The 16971-nt window shown below is 45.3% G+C and carries 16 protein-coding genes; 9 read left to right on the top strand and 7 right to left on the bottom strand.

What is annotated here, in order from left to right; genetic code table 11:
- Positions 1-124 precede the first annotated feature (124 nt).
- Complete coding sequence (locus tag R7Q41_RS00370) at positions 125-328, bottom strand: hypothetical protein (protein WP_017633816.1); 204 nt, start codon at positions 326-328, stop codon at positions 125-127.
- 194 nt (positions 329-522) lie between these two features.
- Here R7Q41_RS00370 and R7Q41_RS00365 point away from each other — a divergent pair, with 194 nt between their 5' ends.
- The 3 genes from R7Q41_RS00365 (at position 523) to R7Q41_RS00355 (ending at position 3288) form a co-directional block, all read left to right on the top strand.
- The gene (locus R7Q41_RS00365) at positions 523-1890 is read left to right on the top strand and encodes an AlkA N-terminal domain-containing protein (RefSeq protein ID WP_031780807.1); all 1368 of its coding nucleotides are present in this window, start codon (positions 523-525) and stop codon (positions 1888-1890) included.
- The gene (locus R7Q41_RS00360; RefSeq protein WP_064354446.1) at positions 1887-2369 is read left to right on the top strand and encodes a methylated-DNA--[protein]-cysteine S-methyltransferase; all 483 of its coding nucleotides are present in this window, start codon (positions 1887-1889) and stop codon (positions 2367-2369) included. The genes R7Q41_RS00365 and R7Q41_RS00360 overlap by 4 nt, the downstream gene beginning before the upstream one ends.
- Before the next feature lie 100 nt (positions 2370-2469).
- Entirely contained in the window at positions 2470-3288 is an 819-nt protein-coding gene (locus R7Q41_RS00355) for a hypothetical protein (protein WP_318108527.1), read from the top strand.
- A gap of 72 nt (positions 3289-3360) precedes the next feature.
- Here R7Q41_RS00355 and R7Q41_RS00350 read toward each other — a convergent pair whose 3' ends face one another.
- Positions 3361-3969, bottom strand: a complete 609-nt coding sequence (locus tag R7Q41_RS00350; RefSeq protein WP_005374427.1) for a YitT family protein — start codon at positions 3967-3969, stop codon at positions 3361-3363.
- Between the two features lie 201 nt (positions 3970-4170).
- On the opposite strand from R7Q41_RS00350, the gene R7Q41_RS00345 reads away from it, so the two are divergent.
- Positions 4171-4566, top strand: coding sequence for a GFA family protein (locus tag R7Q41_RS00345; protein ID WP_053308033.1), 396 nt, complete (start codon positions 4171-4173; stop codon positions 4564-4566).
- 37 nt (positions 4567-4603) lie between these two features.
- Here R7Q41_RS00345 and nhaD read toward each other — a convergent pair whose 3' ends face one another.
- Positions 4604-6034 (bottom strand): sodium:proton antiporter NhaD, encoded by a 1431-nt coding sequence (gene nhaD, locus R7Q41_RS00340; protein WP_005374422.1) that lies wholly within the window; start codon positions 6032-6034, stop codon positions 4604-4606.
- 420 nt (positions 6035-6454) lie between these two features.
- Positions 6455-7480 (bottom strand): acyltransferase, encoded by a 1026-nt coding sequence (locus R7Q41_RS00335; RefSeq protein ID WP_158173319.1) that lies wholly within the window; start codon positions 7478-7480, stop codon positions 6455-6457.
- Between the two features lie 250 nt (positions 7481-7730).
- Between R7Q41_RS00335 and R7Q41_RS00330 the strand changes: the two genes are divergently transcribed.
- Together R7Q41_RS00330 and R7Q41_RS00325 are read left to right on the top strand one after the other, a co-directional pair.
- Positions 7731-8321 (top strand): TetR/AcrR family transcriptional regulator, encoded by a 591-nt coding sequence (locus R7Q41_RS00330; RefSeq protein WP_005374416.1) that lies wholly within the window; start codon positions 7731-7733, stop codon positions 8319-8321.
- Positions 8322-8449: 128 nt separating this feature from the next.
- A complete protein-coding gene (locus tag R7Q41_RS00325; RefSeq protein ID WP_318108524.1) occupies positions 8450-9307 on the top strand; it encodes an alpha/beta hydrolase in 858 nt (285 codons plus the stop codon).
- A 168-nt stretch (positions 9308-9475) separates the two neighbouring features.
- On the opposite strand, the gene R7Q41_RS00320 is transcribed toward R7Q41_RS00325, so the two are convergent.
- Together R7Q41_RS00320 and R7Q41_RS00315 are read right to left on the bottom strand one after the other, a co-directional pair.
- Complete coding sequence (locus tag R7Q41_RS00320; RefSeq protein ID WP_318144291.1) at positions 9476-12022, bottom strand: glycosyl hydrolase family 18 protein; 2547 nt, start codon at positions 12020-12022, stop codon at positions 9476-9478.
- A 369-nt stretch (positions 12023-12391) separates the two neighbouring features.
- The gene (locus tag R7Q41_RS00315) at positions 12392-12895 is read right to left on the bottom strand and encodes a DUF2850 domain-containing protein (protein WP_005374408.1); all 504 of its coding nucleotides are present in this window, start codon (positions 12893-12895) and stop codon (positions 12392-12394) included.
- Positions 12896-13223: 328 nt separating this feature from the next.
- Between R7Q41_RS00315 and R7Q41_RS00310 the strand changes: the two genes are divergently transcribed.
- The gene (locus R7Q41_RS00310) at positions 13224-13508 is read left to right on the top strand and encodes a pyrimidine/purine nucleoside phosphorylase (RefSeq protein WP_005383244.1); all 285 of its coding nucleotides are present in this window, start codon (positions 13224-13226) and stop codon (positions 13506-13508) included.
- 132 nt (positions 13509-13640) lie between these two features.
- Complete coding sequence (locus R7Q41_RS00305) at positions 13641-13922, top strand: hypothetical protein (protein ID WP_005374405.1); 282 nt, start codon at positions 13641-13643, stop codon at positions 13920-13922.
- A 3-nt stretch (positions 13923-13925) separates the two neighbouring features.
- Here the strand turns inward: R7Q41_RS00305 and R7Q41_RS00300 are convergent, their stop codons facing one another.
- Positions 13926-15074 carry a GGDEF domain-containing protein gene (locus R7Q41_RS00300; RefSeq protein ID WP_053308037.1) on the bottom strand — a complete coding sequence of 383 codons (1149 nt, stop codon included), beginning with the start codon at positions 15072-15074 and terminating at the stop codon, positions 13926-13928.
- 507 nt (positions 15075-15581) lie between these two features.
- Between R7Q41_RS00300 and R7Q41_RS00295 the strand changes: the two genes are divergently transcribed.
- Positions 15582-16922, top strand: coding sequence for an MATE family efflux transporter (locus R7Q41_RS00295; RefSeq protein ID WP_025768746.1), 1341 nt, complete (start codon positions 15582-15584; stop codon positions 16920-16922).
- The last annotated feature ends 49 nt before the right edge of the window (positions 16923-16971 follow it).

Below are 16971 nucleotides of genomic sequence, written 5' to 3'. Positions count from 1 at the left end.
TTTAAATCAAGGTCTGTCATTATTTTCGATAAACATTTTTGCTGTTAAACAAAAAAAGAGCACATGTACTGTGCTCTATTGCTTTCGCTTTTAACAAGGGAGAAAGGTGCGTTAAAGAAAACCGTCAGAGGTTCATTAAGCTCTCTAATGACTCCTCTACATTGTTGTAGTGATAAGTTCGAATATTACGTCCATCCGTCGCATTAATCTGAATTTCTGAGATCTCGTTATCTGAGTCTCGTTCGATAATTCCAATAGAATGATCTACGGATTTACTGGTAATAACCTTTTGGTTTCTTAATACAATTACGCAAGTATGTAAGTCCATGCCAATTCCCTTTAGCCGACGTTGTTGTGATGTTCTGGATCTAACTTTAGTGTACAAAAACGCTAATGCCAATAAATCTCAATATTGAGTTCCGAAAATGGCTAATTGTGGGCGCTTAAGCAAGCTACAATAACACTATATTGAACGATGCCTATGAACAATAAATGACAAAAGGCATGAGCAAGGAAAGCACTATGTTTATTCACCCCCATACCTCACTGACCTTCGAGCAGTGTCACAAGGCGCGAGTCGCGCGAGACAGTCGTTTTGATGGGCGATTTTATGTGGCGGTAAAAACAACGGGAATCTTTTGTCGTCCGATTTGCCCGGCAAATTTGCCTAAAGAAGAAAATGTTGAGTATTTCGCTGATAAGACGCAAGCCCTTCAAGCAGGGTACCGTCCGTGTTTACGTTGTCGACCTGACAGCGCGCCTGGATCTTGGGCATGGAAAGGTGTCGAGACGACCTTTCAACGAGCGATTTCGTTAATTGATAGAGGGGAGTTGCATCACCATTCGGTGTCTGAGTTGGCTGAGCGTGTTGGGATTTCTGACCGTTACTTACGTATGTTGTTTGAGCAGTATCTAGGTATGTCACCCAAGCAGTATGCGCAATATCAGCAACTAATGTTCGCCAAACAGTTGCTTCACTCCAGCTCTATGTCGGTCACCGACGTGGGGTTTGCGTCAGGTTTTAACAGTACGCGCCGCTTTAACGATGCTTTTCAAAAGTTTCTCAAACTAACGCCTTCTCAAGTACGCCGTAAAGAGTTTGATGGTGCGGGTTGCAATCGAATTGCCTTACCTTATCGAGGTGAGTTGAATTGGTCGCACATGTTGGACTTCTATCGTTTGCGAGCGGTTGAGGGGGTTGAGCTGGTGAGTGATGAGAGTTATCAGCGCAACGTTTTTTTGGATGACAGCAAAGCCTGGTTTAAAGCGACAAAAGGTGAAGGATACTTAGAACTGGCGTTTGAAATTGAAGACGTAACGAAGCTGCAAAATTTGGTGTCTGACATTCGTCGTATGTTCGATCTTGACGCTGATATTTGTACTGTTGAGCAGCATTTGGAGTATGTCGCGCCTGGGCTCGTGTCGAGTAAAGGTATTCGTATTCCTGGTGTATGGAATGCATGGGAAGCAGGGGCTAGAGCGATTTTAGGCCAGCAAGTGTCGGTTAAAGCTGCGATTGGTCAACTTAACTTATTGGTGGCCACACTTAGTGGTGAGTCAGAAAAACGTTTTTTCCCGACTCCCAGTGATATTGCGAACGCCGACGTGAGCTTTTTGCGCATGCCGCAAAGCCGTAAAGAGACGCTAGTGCGCTTCGCCCAGTTTATGCAGGACAACTCAGAAGCTGACCCCCAGCAGTGGCTAGCTTTGAAAGGCATTGGACCTTGGACCGTCAGTTATGCTCAACTGCGAGGGCAATCTCAACCCGATTGCTTTCTAGATAAAGACTTAGTGGTGAAAAAGGCGATGCAGCGTTACCCATCACTGAATACGCACACTGCGGCCCCTTGGGGAAGCTACGCGACGTTTCACTTATGGAATCAATCATGAAAACATTTTATACCGAAATGCCGAGTCCACTAGGAACGGTGACTATCCAATCGAACGCTGAGGGCTTACTTGGCATTTGGTTTGAAACATGCACCACTAAGCCGAGTGAGCTGGGGGGGCGAGACGAGCAGCATCCGGTCTTGCGCCAAGCTGTCACCCAACTGGATGAATACTTTGCTGGCCTGCGCAACGAATTCGATTTGCCCCTTGCAGCGACAGGCACTGATTTTCAAAATCAAGTTTGGCAGGCACTAACGACCATTCCATATGGGGAAACGTGGAGCTATCAAGATCTCGCGAATGCGATAGGTAACCCTAAAGCTGTGCGTGCTGTTGGGTTAGCAAACGGGAAGAATCCGATTTCTATCGTGGTGCCTTGTCATCGCGTTATTGGCAAAAGCGGAAAACTGACTGGGTATGCAGGTGGAGTGGAGCGCAAGCAACGTTTGCTCGCGTTGGAGCAAGGTACACTGCTTTAAGTGAGGCGATTCTCGTATTGGGATTAAGCGTGCTACACAGGGGTAACGATAGTGTAGAGTTTCATAATCGTTATACGAATAGAAGAAGGACAATAAGGACATGCCTTTCAAAACGGATTTTGATGCCTTCATGAGTGAGTGTTGGCAGCATCACGAGGAAAATCCCGAACAAGTTTATGCTAAGCTAGAAACGGCTCTGAGCGAGGTGGAAGACGTTACCCAAATCGAGCGAATATTCGCATTGATGCTGCATACCGCTATTGGGCATCTCCAGTGCCCAGAACAGTTTCTTACTTGTTTAGAGCACTTTGATGAACGCAAGGTTGCCGAGAGTTTGGCATTTCAACGCAGTATTGCCGTTGTGCGCTATTTCGTAGATGGCACTGACAATATGGAATTATTGGAAGAGCAAGAACAACGCCGAGTTTACGCTTTGATTTCGAATGAACTTTCTGCACTTGTTCAGCTTGAACTGGCGAGTCAATGGTTGGTGAAGGCAGCGTTAGGAATGACGCCGAACGATGCAGAAGGGCCATTAGCGCGCGCTATCGCGATCACTGCGAACAACTTAGCATGTCAGTACGAAGCGCTGGCTGAGCGCACGTGCATGGAAAAATCGAAGATGCTAGAAGCAGCGACACTCGCGCTAGACTATTGGAAAGTGGCAGGGGGTTGGATGCAAGAAGAGCGCGCAGAGTATCGCTTAGCGATGAGCTTGCTTAAAGCAGATAAACCGCAAGAAGCCAAAGTGCATGCTGAGCGCTGTGAGGTTATTTGTCAGCAAAATGGTAGCGACGCGTTTGAGCTGTTCCACGCACATGACTTGTTGATGCAAGTACACTTCCATCTTAGTCAGAAATATAAAGCTAAATTGGATGAAGAGATGCAGCAGCACTGCAAAACGAGCTCGTTGACGTGATCTTAGCGTTGAATGAAAAAAGCCCCGAGCGACTGGCTGGGGGCTTTAGGGTTGTTGACTATGCAGCGATGATTATGCTGCTTGCGCTTTTGCTTGGTATCGTCCTGGTTTATGGTTCATCGCCAAAATCAAGTTCGTTGCGATGGCACCTAGAACAGATAGAGCGATAAGGTGCACATCTACAATGAACAGTGACATCACCACGATGGCACAATCTAACGCCATTTGAACTTTACCCGCTCGAACTCCAAAACGTTCCTGAAGGTACAACGCTAGAATGTTAAAGCCACCCAAACTCATTTTGTGACGGAAAATTACCAACATACCGATTCCAATCAGTCCACCACCCAAAAGTGCCGCATAGAAAGGTTCGATTCGTGAAATCTCAATCACATGATGCAGATGATCGACCGCAAAAGAGACAATCGAAACCGCAATAAAGGTATTGATAGTGAAGCGCCAACCCATGCGCATCACAGATAAAATATAAAAAGGGAGGTTAAGAGCGAAAAATATCTGACCAAAACTGAAGTCACTCACTTTGGTTAGGAAGATCGCCAAGCCAGCCGTACCGCCAGTGAGCAATCCTACTTTGCTAAAAAATATCACCCCAAGTGACACTAACGCACTGCCGAGCGTCAGAGCCAAGAGGTTCTCTCTTAGGCTATGATCTTTGTCCATAAATTAATTTCCTTGGTTTAAAAACCGCGCCGGAGATAACACGTCTCACGGACGCGATAGACAGTCGCCAAAATAGCAACTAACAAATCGGCCAATAAAATGTCGCGAAAAGTGATGGATGTCGAGTTTTTGGACGAGATTATGATGATATTAACCTGTTTAACATAATGTACACAGATAGAAAAACAACAAGGAAAAGTTATGATTAAGAAAGTTGGCAACACCCAAATCAACACATTACATCGACTGAGTTGCCACTGTGGAAAAGTTGAGCTGGAACTGGCGTTACCCAATGGTATTGAGAAACCGAGACGGTGTGACTGTTCTATGTGTCGACGTCGTGGCGCGATTGTCGCATCTGTACCTTTGAACGGTATTCGTATTATGCAAGGCGAAGACGTCTTGAAGCAGTATCAATTTAATACACACACTGCGAAGCACTTTTTCTGTGGCGAGTGCGGTATTTATACGCACCATCAGCGTCGTTCTGACCCGAGTGAGTATGGCTATAATGTCGGCTGCTTAGAGGGCGTCAACCCATATGAGTTGGGAGCGATTGAAGTGATGGATGGCGTTAACCATCCATCCGACCGCTAGGTTGTGTTGCAAGTTAAGCACCTGATTGTCGGTGCTTTTAAGTAAATAAACCGCTATTCATCCACAAGTGTACCGCAATACTGGCGGCATAACCCAAGGCGATGACGGGAGCCCACTTTAGGTGGCCAAAGAAGGTGTATTGTCCACGCGCGGCTCCCATTAAAGCGACGCCTGCCGCGGAGCCAATGGAAAGCAAACTGCCACCGACACCTGCGGTTAATGTGACCAGTAGCCAGTTGCCCATCGACATGCTTGGTTCCATGGTCAGTACAGCAAACATAACCGGAATGTTATCGACGATTGCAGATAGGACACCAACCATTACGTTTGCCCAGACTGGGTTCCATTGCGTGTACATGACGTTTGAAACCAGTTCGAGGTAGCCAAGTAAACTTAAACCGCCAACACACATTACAACACCGTAGAAGAACAACAAGGTGTCCCATTCGGCTCGAGACACACGATGAAACACATCAAACGGAACCACTGAGCCTAAGCGCTTCAATGCCTGATCATCGCCATTGGCAATTGCCATAGCTGCTTTTTTTGCGAGTGAGTGTTTGAGAGTTTGGCGCAAAAAATATCCGAAAAACTGTAAGTACGCCAAGCCCATCATCATGCCCATAACGGGTGGGAAGTGCAGCACAGCATGGAAAGAGACTGCGGTGGCAATCGTCAAAATGAACAACGCGACAATACGCCTTGCCCCGCGTTTTAGCTCAACGTGTTGGTGAATCGTATTCGGTTTTGTGTTTGGAACAAAAAGTGACATCAAAAATGCGGGAACCAAGTAGTTCACCAATGACGGTACAAACAACGGAATGAACTCAGCAAAGCTGACATGACCGGCCTGCCACACCATCAGGGTTGTAATATCACCAAATGGGCTGAATGCACCGCCAGCGTTGGCTGCGATAACAATGTTGATACAAGCAAGATTGACGAACTTAGGATTATCACCAGAGACTTTCATCACTACAGCGCACATCAAAAGGGCCGTAGTTAAGTTATCGGCAATCGGTGAAATGACAAAAGCGAGAAACCCCGTCAGCCAGAACAACTTTTTGAATCCAAAACCTTTACCAACCATCCACGCCTGTAAGGCATCGAAGAGTTTGCGTTCTTCCATTGCGTTGATGTAAGTCATCGCCACGAGCAAAAACAGCAGCAACTCGGCATATTCCAACAAGTTGTGTTCTAGTGCGGATTTGGCGATTTCAGGCTGATTGTGTTGAGCAAAGGTGTAGCCAATCAGAATCCAAATTAATCCTGCAGCGAGCAGCACTGGCTTGGATTTTCTCATTTTCAGATACTCTTCCAACATAACCAGTATGTAAGCGATCGAAAAGATAATCAGAGCCGCGTAACCGACACCAGAATTAACAAGGTTCAGTTCATTGGTTGATGCAGCAAAGGTGGCGCTAGAGAACAACAAACAGCAGAAAGCCACAATTGGATAGATTGGCATAGACATTTCTCCTTTGTCTGGTTGGAGAAATATTAGCCACAAATGAATGAGTTAGTTGTGAGAGAGCTCGAATTAACAGTAGGAGTTAGGAAATGATAGTGTGCGCCACTATTTTCTGAGTGACGCAATGCTTGCTGCGCCGAATAAAACCGCAGCGGCATATAAACCGTAAGTTAACCAGTGACTAATCTCTAAAAAAGGAACGAGTCCTTGACCTGCCCACATACAGCCTCCGTTTAATGAGCAATGTTGTAATAGTCGAGCCAATTTAAAGGAAATGAACAATGTTTTTTGTGAGTGAAAGCAAATTCTGAAGGATTAGAAAGTCAAAAATTGGTCAGTGAGAGAGAAATCTCATTTTTAACTGGCTAGCTCTAACCCTTTTGAGTTAAAGCTAGCTATATCTAGAGCTGAATGCATTTAGCGTAGGAGCCATTTTTTCAACGGTGAAGCGTCAATTGCTTTCACAAGCAGTATGGTTGCAACAATCGTTGCAGGATAAATAAACACATCTTTCGCGAGGTGTTGCAGCCCGATAAATTCAGCGACATTCATCATGACAATTATGATAAGCAGATGGCTAACATATATTCCTAACACGCAAGGAGATAGTTTGAAGACCCAAGGCATGTCGCCAAAATGAGGGTGAGCCAAAAGCCACATAAAGACACCTACAGCCCAGATAACGGTACCGAATAGGAAGTCGTGCGAGTTGAAAGCGATGTCATGTTGCATCAGCCAGTAAGCTTCACCAAAATGCAGTGCCATGCCAAGAATAATGCATCGAACCGTATTGTTTCGCGACCACCGCCACTGCACTTCTCGTGCGAAATAACCTAGAGCAACTAGCAACGTGCTGAAAAAAGGCCCGTTACGAGTAAAGAAAGGCGCTGGCAGGTCGGTAATGGTCGCGTAACTGCCAGCAAAGGCACCGTATATGTATAGCAATACTGCGGTTGGCAGTATCAGTTGCGCCATATTGATATGCACGAGAAAGGCAATTAACGCTACGGCAATGACCAGAGCCGGAATAAACCACAGATGAACGAGTCCGCCTTCGATGAGTGAATTGATCGGGGTTGACATTAGGTACCCCCAATAACCTTGCCTTTCGGCGAGATACCCAGCCTCAGCGACCGTCTGCCATTGGAATGGCATCAGTAAACTGATCATGCTCCAAATGAGCCAAACCTTCATTAACGGTTTGGCGTAGTTCTTAAGAGTATCGATAGGTGAATGACTCAACTTCGGCTGGATTAGATAACCCGAGATGAGAAAGAACAGCGGAACAGCAAAACGAGCCAGTTGGTTGAGCATATAGCCAACCCATGGTATCCCATTCCACTGCCAGTACGTCAGTGCCATCTGGCAATGCAAACCCACAATCGCAAGCATCGCAATGATACGTGCAAACTCTAAGCTGGCTATTTTTTGTTTCTTTGCCATTACATTGTTTACCTAAATAAAAAACTTAGGTGAAAATAGCAGGTTGTTACTGAAGTAATACGTGAAAAAGTCAACAGACTTGCGCTTACATTGAAGCTGTTTTGAAAATTAAGACTTACTTCAAACTTCTTAATTATTAACCTATTAACGCAATCAATACCTGATTCGTGAGTCGAAAATAGCACTGAATAATGGTTAGACCAGTTAACTCGAGATTGCAAAAAAGAACGATCGTGCTAAAAATAAGACTATGCAAAAAGGAAAAGTGACAAAAGAGTTTATTCTGCAGCGGGCTTTTGAGATCGCCAGCGAAGACGGATTAGAAAGTCTTACGATTGGAGAGTTAGCCAAGCAATGCGGTATGTCGAAAAGTGGTCTGTTTGCCCACTTTAATTCGAAGTTGAATTTACAGCTATCGGTGCTTGATCACGCCAATAAAGTGTTCGCTGATCGGGTTATTGAGCCTGCTCGAGAACTCGGGGATGGCAATATCGAGCGTAAAATTCGAGGGTTGCTCGACTCTTGGATGACTTGGAATCACGCATTCCAAGGAAGTTGTATGTTTCTTGACGCTTGGAATGATACGGCAGATAAAGATTGCCCGCTTCAGGCCGGACTGCGTAAATCCATAGACACTTGGCTGAGTTATTTGGAGATCCAAATAGCGAAAGGCAAAGAGAAGCAAGAATTTGCAGCAGACTTAGATACACGCCAAGCAACGTTTGATTTGTACGGTCTCTATTTGAGTGCGCATGTTTTTTACTCAATTAAAGGTGAGCAAGAAAGCTTGCGTCTGTTTTGGCAAGGGATCGACAACTTATTTTCTCGCTGGAAAGGCTAATATCGGTTATTCGCTTCCCAGATTCGTAGACATAAAATCACAAAGAGCGGCTGAGTTCGCTCTTTGTTATCAGCGTAAAAAGCACGACCGTTCTATTTTGTGCAAAGCTGATAGTTAAGGACATGATTATGAGTGAAAAAATTTACTTTAATACATCGCAACGTTTCAGTATTAAGCGCAGTTTGGTGAACATTAGTACTCGGTTACACCATACACTGGCCCCGTCACATGCAAAGAAGACCGCGCGCAAGCTTCTTCTGACACCTGCTCGTACGCAACCTAAAAATATTGAACCTCAAGGGCTTATCAAAGGTGAAATTAAAGGGTATGCAGGCATCATCAAAACCTATACTTTGGGATCTGGACCTATTTGGGTGCTAACTCATGGTTGGTCTGGAACGGCAAGTCAGTTTTATCCACTGATGGAACATATTGCGTCGAAAGGGTTTACTGCTTTGGCGTACGATCATCCGGCACATGGTGAGAGTGAGGGGCAGTATGGGCACATTCCGGGGTTTGTCAGAGGATTAGAAGATGTGTTGGATACGGTCGAGGATATTGTTGGCCTAGTTGGGCACAGCATGGGCACCGCTTCTGCTCTTGAGTGTAGGCACAGTAAGTTAGAAAACAAGCCTTTGCTGCTTATTGCTCCGGTATTAAATTACGTAGAGAACTTATTCGGTAGCATTGCACGTTCCGGTTACTCGATGAAGCTTTTTAATGCTGTGGTTTCAGAAGTTGAAGACCAATTTGGTTATCCGTTACAGTCCATTGATCCGATGAAGCGTTTGTCTGAGCGTCCGTCTCACACCATTATTATTCATGATGAGCAAGACAAGTTCACCAAATACAGTGTCTCGGCAAAAGCGGCTGAAGAGATTAAAAACGTTGAGTTAGTGACAACACAAGGTCAGGGGCATGGTCGAGTGATGAAGTGTGAGCAAGTCTTCAGTAGTTTTGACCGTTTGCTCGATAGTGCTTGGTAACCCTTACTTTTACTGATTGATTCGCTCCGTTTTGCGCTAATTCGATTTGAAAGTAACACCTCAGATTTTTTCGTCTCTGGTGTTGCTCTCCTCGTTAAGAGGTTAAATCCAAAAAGGACAGCCGAAGCTGTCCTTTGTTTATTTAGCAGAAAGTCTGCAAGGCTGAAGTTAGTTACAGTTAGCTACGCCAACTTCTTTCCAAACGCCCCATTCGCCAGATTGGCTAGGATCGTCACCCTGAGTCCACCATTTCGCTTCCCACGTTTTACCTGCGTGAGTCACTTGGTTACCACCTGTGTACACTGCGCTCGCATCCCATGCGTTGTCACAATTACCAGGGTTCGGATCGGTTGTGTGCTGTGCAACAACCACTGTCGCGCTTGCCGATGAAGACGCTTTACCGTCGCTCACACTTACAGTGAAGCTTAAGCTTGTGTCTTGCGGGTATTCCGCAGCAGTGAACGTGACTTTAGAGCCTTCAACCGTTGCATTCAGACCTTGAGGTAGAGTCCAGTTGAATGTCAGGGTATCGTTGTCTGCATCGCTAGACGCAGATGCATCTACAACCACAACGTCACCAGCGTTTGCTGTTGCTGGAGCAACAACTTGCGCTACTGGTGCGTTGTTCACTGGGTCAACAACACCTGCTGGTTTCACTGTTACTACAACGAGGTCAGATGCCGTTGCACCTTCGTTATCAGACACCGTCAGCTTGAAAGTTAATTGCTCTTCAACAGTAACTTCTGCTGCATCAAAGCTTGCTTTCGCTGAGTTTGCACCTGTTAGTACCACTGCTGTGCCAGATACTTGTTCCCAAGCGTAGCTTGCGATGGTGCCGTCAGAGTCGTTTGACAGGCTGTCATCTAGAACCACATTTGCAGGACCTGTTACCGATTGATCTGCGCCAGCGGCTGCGGTTGGCTTACGGTTTGGTTGAGGAACCACACCACCAGCCATACCTTCGTGCATCGCGTTTAGAATGTCACCGTTATCCGCGTCAATTTCCCAAGAGAATAGACCAGCAAGACCAAGAGACTTCGCGTAGCTACCTTTTGCTAGCACTGAACGGTGGTCATCAAATGTGATCAACTCGCCCGTAGTACGGTTCCATACCCATGGTGCTTCTGCTTGTGCATCGTAGCCGTACTCGAAGCCGTTAATACCAGTGTTGTTTGCACCTAGCATGAATGACTTAATGCCTTTGTAGTCAATTACGCCATCTTCCCAAACACCTTGCGCTGTGCTGCCCTTCAGTTTACCTGTAGCAGTACCTGTCATTGGGTCGTTTGGATCGGTTAGCGTATCTGGAGTTACGCCTTCCCAGCCACGACCGTACATTGCTGTACCAAGTACTAGCTTGTTCGCAGGAACGCCTTGAGCAAGAAGAAGTTGGATGCCGTTATCTGTTGTGTAAGCAGGACCTTTGTATGGTTCGCCGTTCTCATCAACGCCACTACCGTCACACTGACCAGGACGCATGAATGAACCACAGTAAAGCGCAGTCTGGTGACCAGGAACGTTGTTCCAACCGCCGTAGAAGTCGTAAGTCATTGCGAAGATGTAATCCATGTACTGCACCGCATCTGCGTAGTCTACGTCTTCAATCTTGTCGTAACCGACACCGATAGCGGACGTTAGCTCGTAAGTACGGCCTGTCTCAGCTTCTAATTCATCAAGCATTACGCGCAGTTCACGCATCAGTGCGATGTATGCTGGGCCATCGTTTACAGGGTCGCCCTTATCGGCTGCTGCACCGCCGCCGCCAGGGAATTCCCAGTCGATGTCAACACCGTCGTAGAATTTCCAAGTTTTCAGGAACTTCTTAACTGATGCGACGAATGTGTCACGGTTTTTCTTGTCCACGAAATCGAAGAATGGGTCAGACAGTGTCCAACCACCGATCGATGGGATGATTTTTAGATCAGGGTTACGTTGTTTCAATGCCATTAGCATTGCGTAGTTACCCTTGATAGGCGTGCTGTATTCATGACCAGCTTGTGGGAAGCTCTTCTGATAAGCAGCCCAAGGGTCATGGATAACGACTTCATAATCAGGCACACCTGTACAAGCAGTTTGTAGCGCGTTGAAACTGTTGCCGCCAACAGACTTCACAGACTCATTTGGGCCACAAATTGGGATAAAACCGTAAAGGATGTGAGTCAAGTTGTCGACCGGCATATTATCGACTGTGTAGTCACGGCCATAGATGCCCCATTCAACAAAATACGTACCCATCACGACGCTTGGATCGGTATTGTAGGTTTTGTTGTTTGGATCAACATTCATCGTTAGTGGCTTCAGGTGAGAACCATCGGTATCTGCAATTGTGATTTCAGCTGGTGCGCTTTTCGCACAACCTGTCGCATCACATGCTTCGATTTCCATTTGGTATAAGCCACCTTGGCCGTATTCAAACGAAGCTGTCGTTTGGCTACCAGTGATAGGGCCGCTTGCTACTTTTACACCATCAAAATAGACGTTGTAAGTGTCACCAGGTGTGCCACTCCACTGGTTAAATTTAACAGTAATCTTCGCTTGCTCATGGTATTTCACCATGTCGTAGTAGCCTGACGTGGTTTCCATCGCGAGTTCAATTTTAGAAAACTGAAGGTTGTTGGAACCGTACATATCGATACTTGGTGCGGTTGGAGCCGCAACTGCAGCACCTGATAGCGCTAAAGCAACTCCAGCTGCACATAGGTTAAATCGAATCATAACTTCTCTCTCAATCCTTGGATTCATGTTCTACCTAGAACATAGGCTGCTCTTGCACCAGATAAGATGATTGGATTTACTCCACGTGCAAAAGCATCACACTCAGCATTTCAGAGAGTTTTTTTTCGTCAAAAAAAATTAAGACGGTTTTCGAGGCACTTGAGAGAACTTAACTAAAACTCGCACTCTGTTACACAGAAAGTGTCAGACTGAGTCAATAATTTATAAAATCTCAGCAGAAACTAAAATTATTGTTTACTCAGTAACGAGTTAGTTAAATGCGATGAAGGCCTTATTTTGTTGTTTATTAAGGTTTTGTTTCATTGATATAGAAAGAGAATTGAAAGGAAAAATAGCCGTGAAGACGTACTAGTCACGGCTGAAGTGTTCACTCAACGCGGCACGACGTTTAGAGGCTGCGCCGGTTTCTGAGCCCTGAACGGTATGCTCAAACCCTTTACGAATGAATCGCTGATCTGGAATAAGAGGTTCAATACGGCGTATTTGAGGTGAAAGATGAGAGCCTGAGATCTGATACGCTGTCTTTCCTAATCCGGTATTCAACGTGATGACCTTGCCATCGAATTCAAATTCCGTCGTAATGAGTCGATGGTTTCGGTATACCCCATCTTCAGTGAAAACGAGACGTTCTGTTTGGTAGGGTGGCGCGCCAATCTCAATCCATTCGCCGTACACCTTTTCCGGATCAATGTGGTCTTGATAGGAAAGGTGGATTTGATAGCCAAAAAACGTCAACAGACCCATCCCGAAGCAGACAAATGTACTCTTGAGGATTTTGGATTGGTGGCGAGCCAAAAATGAAAGTTTTGGTTCTTGTCGTGCTTTTCGCCTTCGGCGAGTCGAGTCCGTCATAGATCTAATTTTCTCCACTTTTTTAACATGGTGGAAACCTTCCTTTTTAAAAACAAACAATCCCGCCATTGAGACGACGAAACTATGATCTAATGTCCACTTTTACATTCAGATACACATCTTATTGATGGTTTTGTTGTTTGCTCACATTCATTACTTCGCAGTTTTTCTTGATCGGTTTAGGTCGCCTGATTAATCCTCGTGAAAAGAGGTTCTCGCTCAGTAGCAAAGGATGTGCGTTATTACGTTGAGTTTAATGGCTTTCAAAGCTTGAGTAACGGAAAGAAACAAGGTAAAAAAGAGCGGACTTTTGATAAGGAAACCAATAATGAATATTAAGGAAAATAGCTATTTTGCTGGTAGTGTAAAATCACTGGGCTTTAACCAGAAAGATCAGGATGTTAGCGTTGGTGTGATGCTTCCTGGTGAGTACACGTTTGGTACTCAAGCACCAGAGCGTATGACGGTTGTAAAAGGTGCGCTTGTGGTCAAGCGTGTTGGCGAGAGCGATTGGACGACTTATCAAAGTGGTGAGTTTTTTGAAGTGGAAGGTAATTCTTCATTTGAGCTTCAAGTGAAAGAAGCGACTGCGTATTTATGTGAGTACTTCTAGCGTTCATTTGTTGCTCGTCATAAAACCACCTTCGGGTGGTTTTTTCGTCTATGTGCTTCACTTATAACGCATCTTTTTGGTTATTTGGGTATATACTTAATAAAAATGTACCCATCGACCAGGGAGGAAGTGATGGCAGTACAACGCAAGCATTCTGATCTCCCTCCTCGTTACGAGGACAAAGATCTCACCAATGAGCAAAGACAGCGCTTTACCGAAGTTGCCAATGCCGCTCATAAGAGACGTGAATTTTATCGACGTGCTCTAGGAAAGAGCTTAATGGGCAAAATGAAGGGCCGTGCGTTTAAAGATCACCCCACTCGTCAGCAAGACAAGCCGAACAGAACGTTGCAAGTAGTGTGGTTAATCGTATTCCTCGTTGTGGGGCTTTGGGTGATGCATGTGTTCGCTTAGTCATTAGCAAGCTTCTGGTACCGCTGGTGCATCAGATGTTGACTGTTCTTCCGTATTGCAGTGCTCATAAAAGGCGTACTGGTTTTTACCAGTATGTTTAGCTGCGTACATTGCTTTATCTGCACATCGAGTCAATTCAGACAAATCCTTTGCATCTTGCTTATAGATAGCAGCACCTACACTCATTGTTAACTCGTTAATCATATCGTAGCTTCGGTAACCTGTCGGAAACAGATTCACGATCCGTTTTAGGATGCTGTCGAGGTCATCTTTACTTTTTACATCGTAAAGCATGATTACAAATTCATCGCCCGCAAATCGAGCGATGGAGTAGTCGTGTTTATCGGTTTTTCTGTCTTTGTTGCGAATGTTATTTTTTAATCGAGTTGCGAAGGCTTGAAGTACTTGGTCACCAATATCGTGCCCGTAGGTGTCGTTGATGTGCTTGAAGTTATCGATATCGAGAAAAACCAAGGCGGTGATGCTGTCATCAGATGAGTGCTTGATTTCATCGAGCTTTGCGCGCGCCCAAGTCTCAAAGCTCCAGCGATTGGCAAGCCCAGTGAGCTGGTCAAAATATGCTAACTCCTCAATCCCCTCGCGATACAGTGTTTGAATGTAATTGAGGACTTTCGTGTAGTAATACGAGAACGTGTGACACACAAACGCGGTCGCTATCAGGGTCAGCATCAATCTCCGCTCTATGATTTCTGTGGCTGCTGGCAGTCGATCTAAAAAAGCGACCCCAAAAAAGATCAGTAAAATGTAGGTGCCACTGAACAACAGACCGACCTTAAACTCATTAATTAATACCAGAGTGGCGACAATAGGATATAGCCATAACATTTTGCCTGACGGAGCGTCGTTATACAGAAGTAACAATAACCCTTCGAACATTAAGACAGCACTTAGCCATAAGTCGGCGTATTGATGGTGCCGCTGGACTTTTATTACATAACTGATTGCTAAGCATGCCAAGGCACACAAAGCATGGAAAAAGCTTAAACCCCAGTTATTCTCAAGTGATTGAGCAATGGAACCATAAGTTAAACAGGCAGCGGCGATACTGGAGCATAAAAAGACAATTTTCTTTTTTCTTGTTGAGCGGATGTCCGCCATTTCTTCTAAGCGCGCCCCAGCCAATGTCGACATTACGTATCCTTGCTTAATTAACGTGTACGCTTATTCTAGGCGGTATTTTCGCGATAAATAGAACAACAAAGTTTCCAAATGTGATATCAGTCATTTTTAGTGCAAAGCCATCAGTGTGATTTGGTGCGAGTGTTCAAAGAGGAATGGTGGCGCATGCAGGTTTTCATGACGGTTCTTCATGGCTCTATATGGTTGGACTGATAATTCAAAGTAATGCATTTAGTTAGACATATTTCTATTGATTATCCTGATTCTGTTCGGTGCTCGTTGATTGAGAGTATTGTTCACCAATCTCTGCTCTACGTATCGTCAAGGCATATGTCGTTTCGAAAATGCATTAGAAATATTTTTCCGAAACAGGGCGAAATATTGTTGTCGTTATGACCAATATGCGACTAGAATCCGCGCTAAATCACAACCTCATATCGAGCTTCGTTCGAGTCACTATTTTTAAACTGCTTCACAAATATTGTGAGGCAGTTTTTAGTTGTAGGAAAGGTTACAAGCATGCCTAAAAGCCAAAACATCAACCAACGAATGTCCATCGTGGCATTAGCTTGGCCAATTCTTGTCGAAATTTTGCTACGGACGGCTTTAGGAACCAGTGACGTGTTCATGCTGAGTGGCTACTCAGACAAAGCCGTATCCGCTGTTGGTGTGATCACGCAGATTACCTTCTTTTTAATCATCGTTTCGACCTTTGTCAGTAGCGGTACGGGGATTTTGATTGCCCAATACAATGGCGCTGGACGCGAGCAAGAGTCAGTGAGCGTTGGTGTTGCGAGTATTGCGTTGTCTGTGCTCGTCGGTGTGCTATTGAGTGTGATTGCCGTGCTTGGTGCGATATATCTACTCCCGTATTACGGCTTGGAAGCTCAAGTCGAGCAGTACGCTCATGAATATCTGCTGATAAGCGGTGCGATGACGTTTAACGTTACGATTGGCGTTGTTTTTACAACTATTCTGCGTAGTCATGGTTATTCACGTTCCCCAATGGTGGTGAATTTGATCTCGGGTGTGTTCAACATCATTGGTAACTATATTGCGCTTTACCAGCCATTCGGTTTACCTGTGTATGGTGTGCAAGGTGTAGCAATAGCAACCGTCGTCAGCCAAGTCATCGGTACGTTAATGTTATGGTTTATTCTCGCTCGCAGCAGCATTGAACTACCGATGTCGACCATGAAACAAGTGCCCGCAGAGATTTACAAAAAGATCTTAAAAATCGGCGGCATGAACGCGGGTGAAGTGCTGTCTTACAACGTGGCGCAAATCTGCATTGTGTATTTTGTGGTGCAAATGGGGACGGCATCGTTGGCGGCTTTCACTTATGCACAAAACATTGCCCGTTTCTCGTTTGCTTTCGCGTTGGCAATTGGTCAGGCAGCGCAAATTCAGACTGGTTACTACATCGGTAAAGGTTGGGTGAGCAGCATTTTAAAACGCGTACAAATCTACTTCTTAGTGGGATTTGTGGCATCAACGGCGGCAACCACACTGATTTACCTGTTTAGAGAAGAGATTCTGCGCGTATTTACCGATCAACCAGAGATACTCGCATTGGCAGGTTCGTTAGTCATGGGCTCAATTTTGCTCGAGGCCGGACGTGTGTTTAACCTGATTTTTATCGCGGGGCTCAAAGGCGCGGGTGACATCAAGTTCCCAGTGCAAATGGGGATTTTGAGTATGTGGGGACTAGGCGTGCTTTTCTCTTACATCTTTGGCATCCACTTGGGTTATGGCGTTTTAGGGGCTTGGATGGCAATCGCACTCGATGAATGGGTACGTGGTATCATCATGGCAAGACGTTGGCGCTCTCAGGTGTGGACCAAGTTTAAGGTGAGCTAACGGTTTTCGGTATTGCGCATCACGCCTATTCTGTTGTTAGAAACCAAAA

The organism is Vibrio sp. 2096, assembly GCF_033339595.1.
GTDB lineage: Bacteria > Pseudomonadota > Gammaproteobacteria > Enterobacterales > Vibrionaceae > Vibrio > Vibrio alginolyticus.
This window is presented reverse-complemented; position numbering and strand designations above follow the sequence as displayed.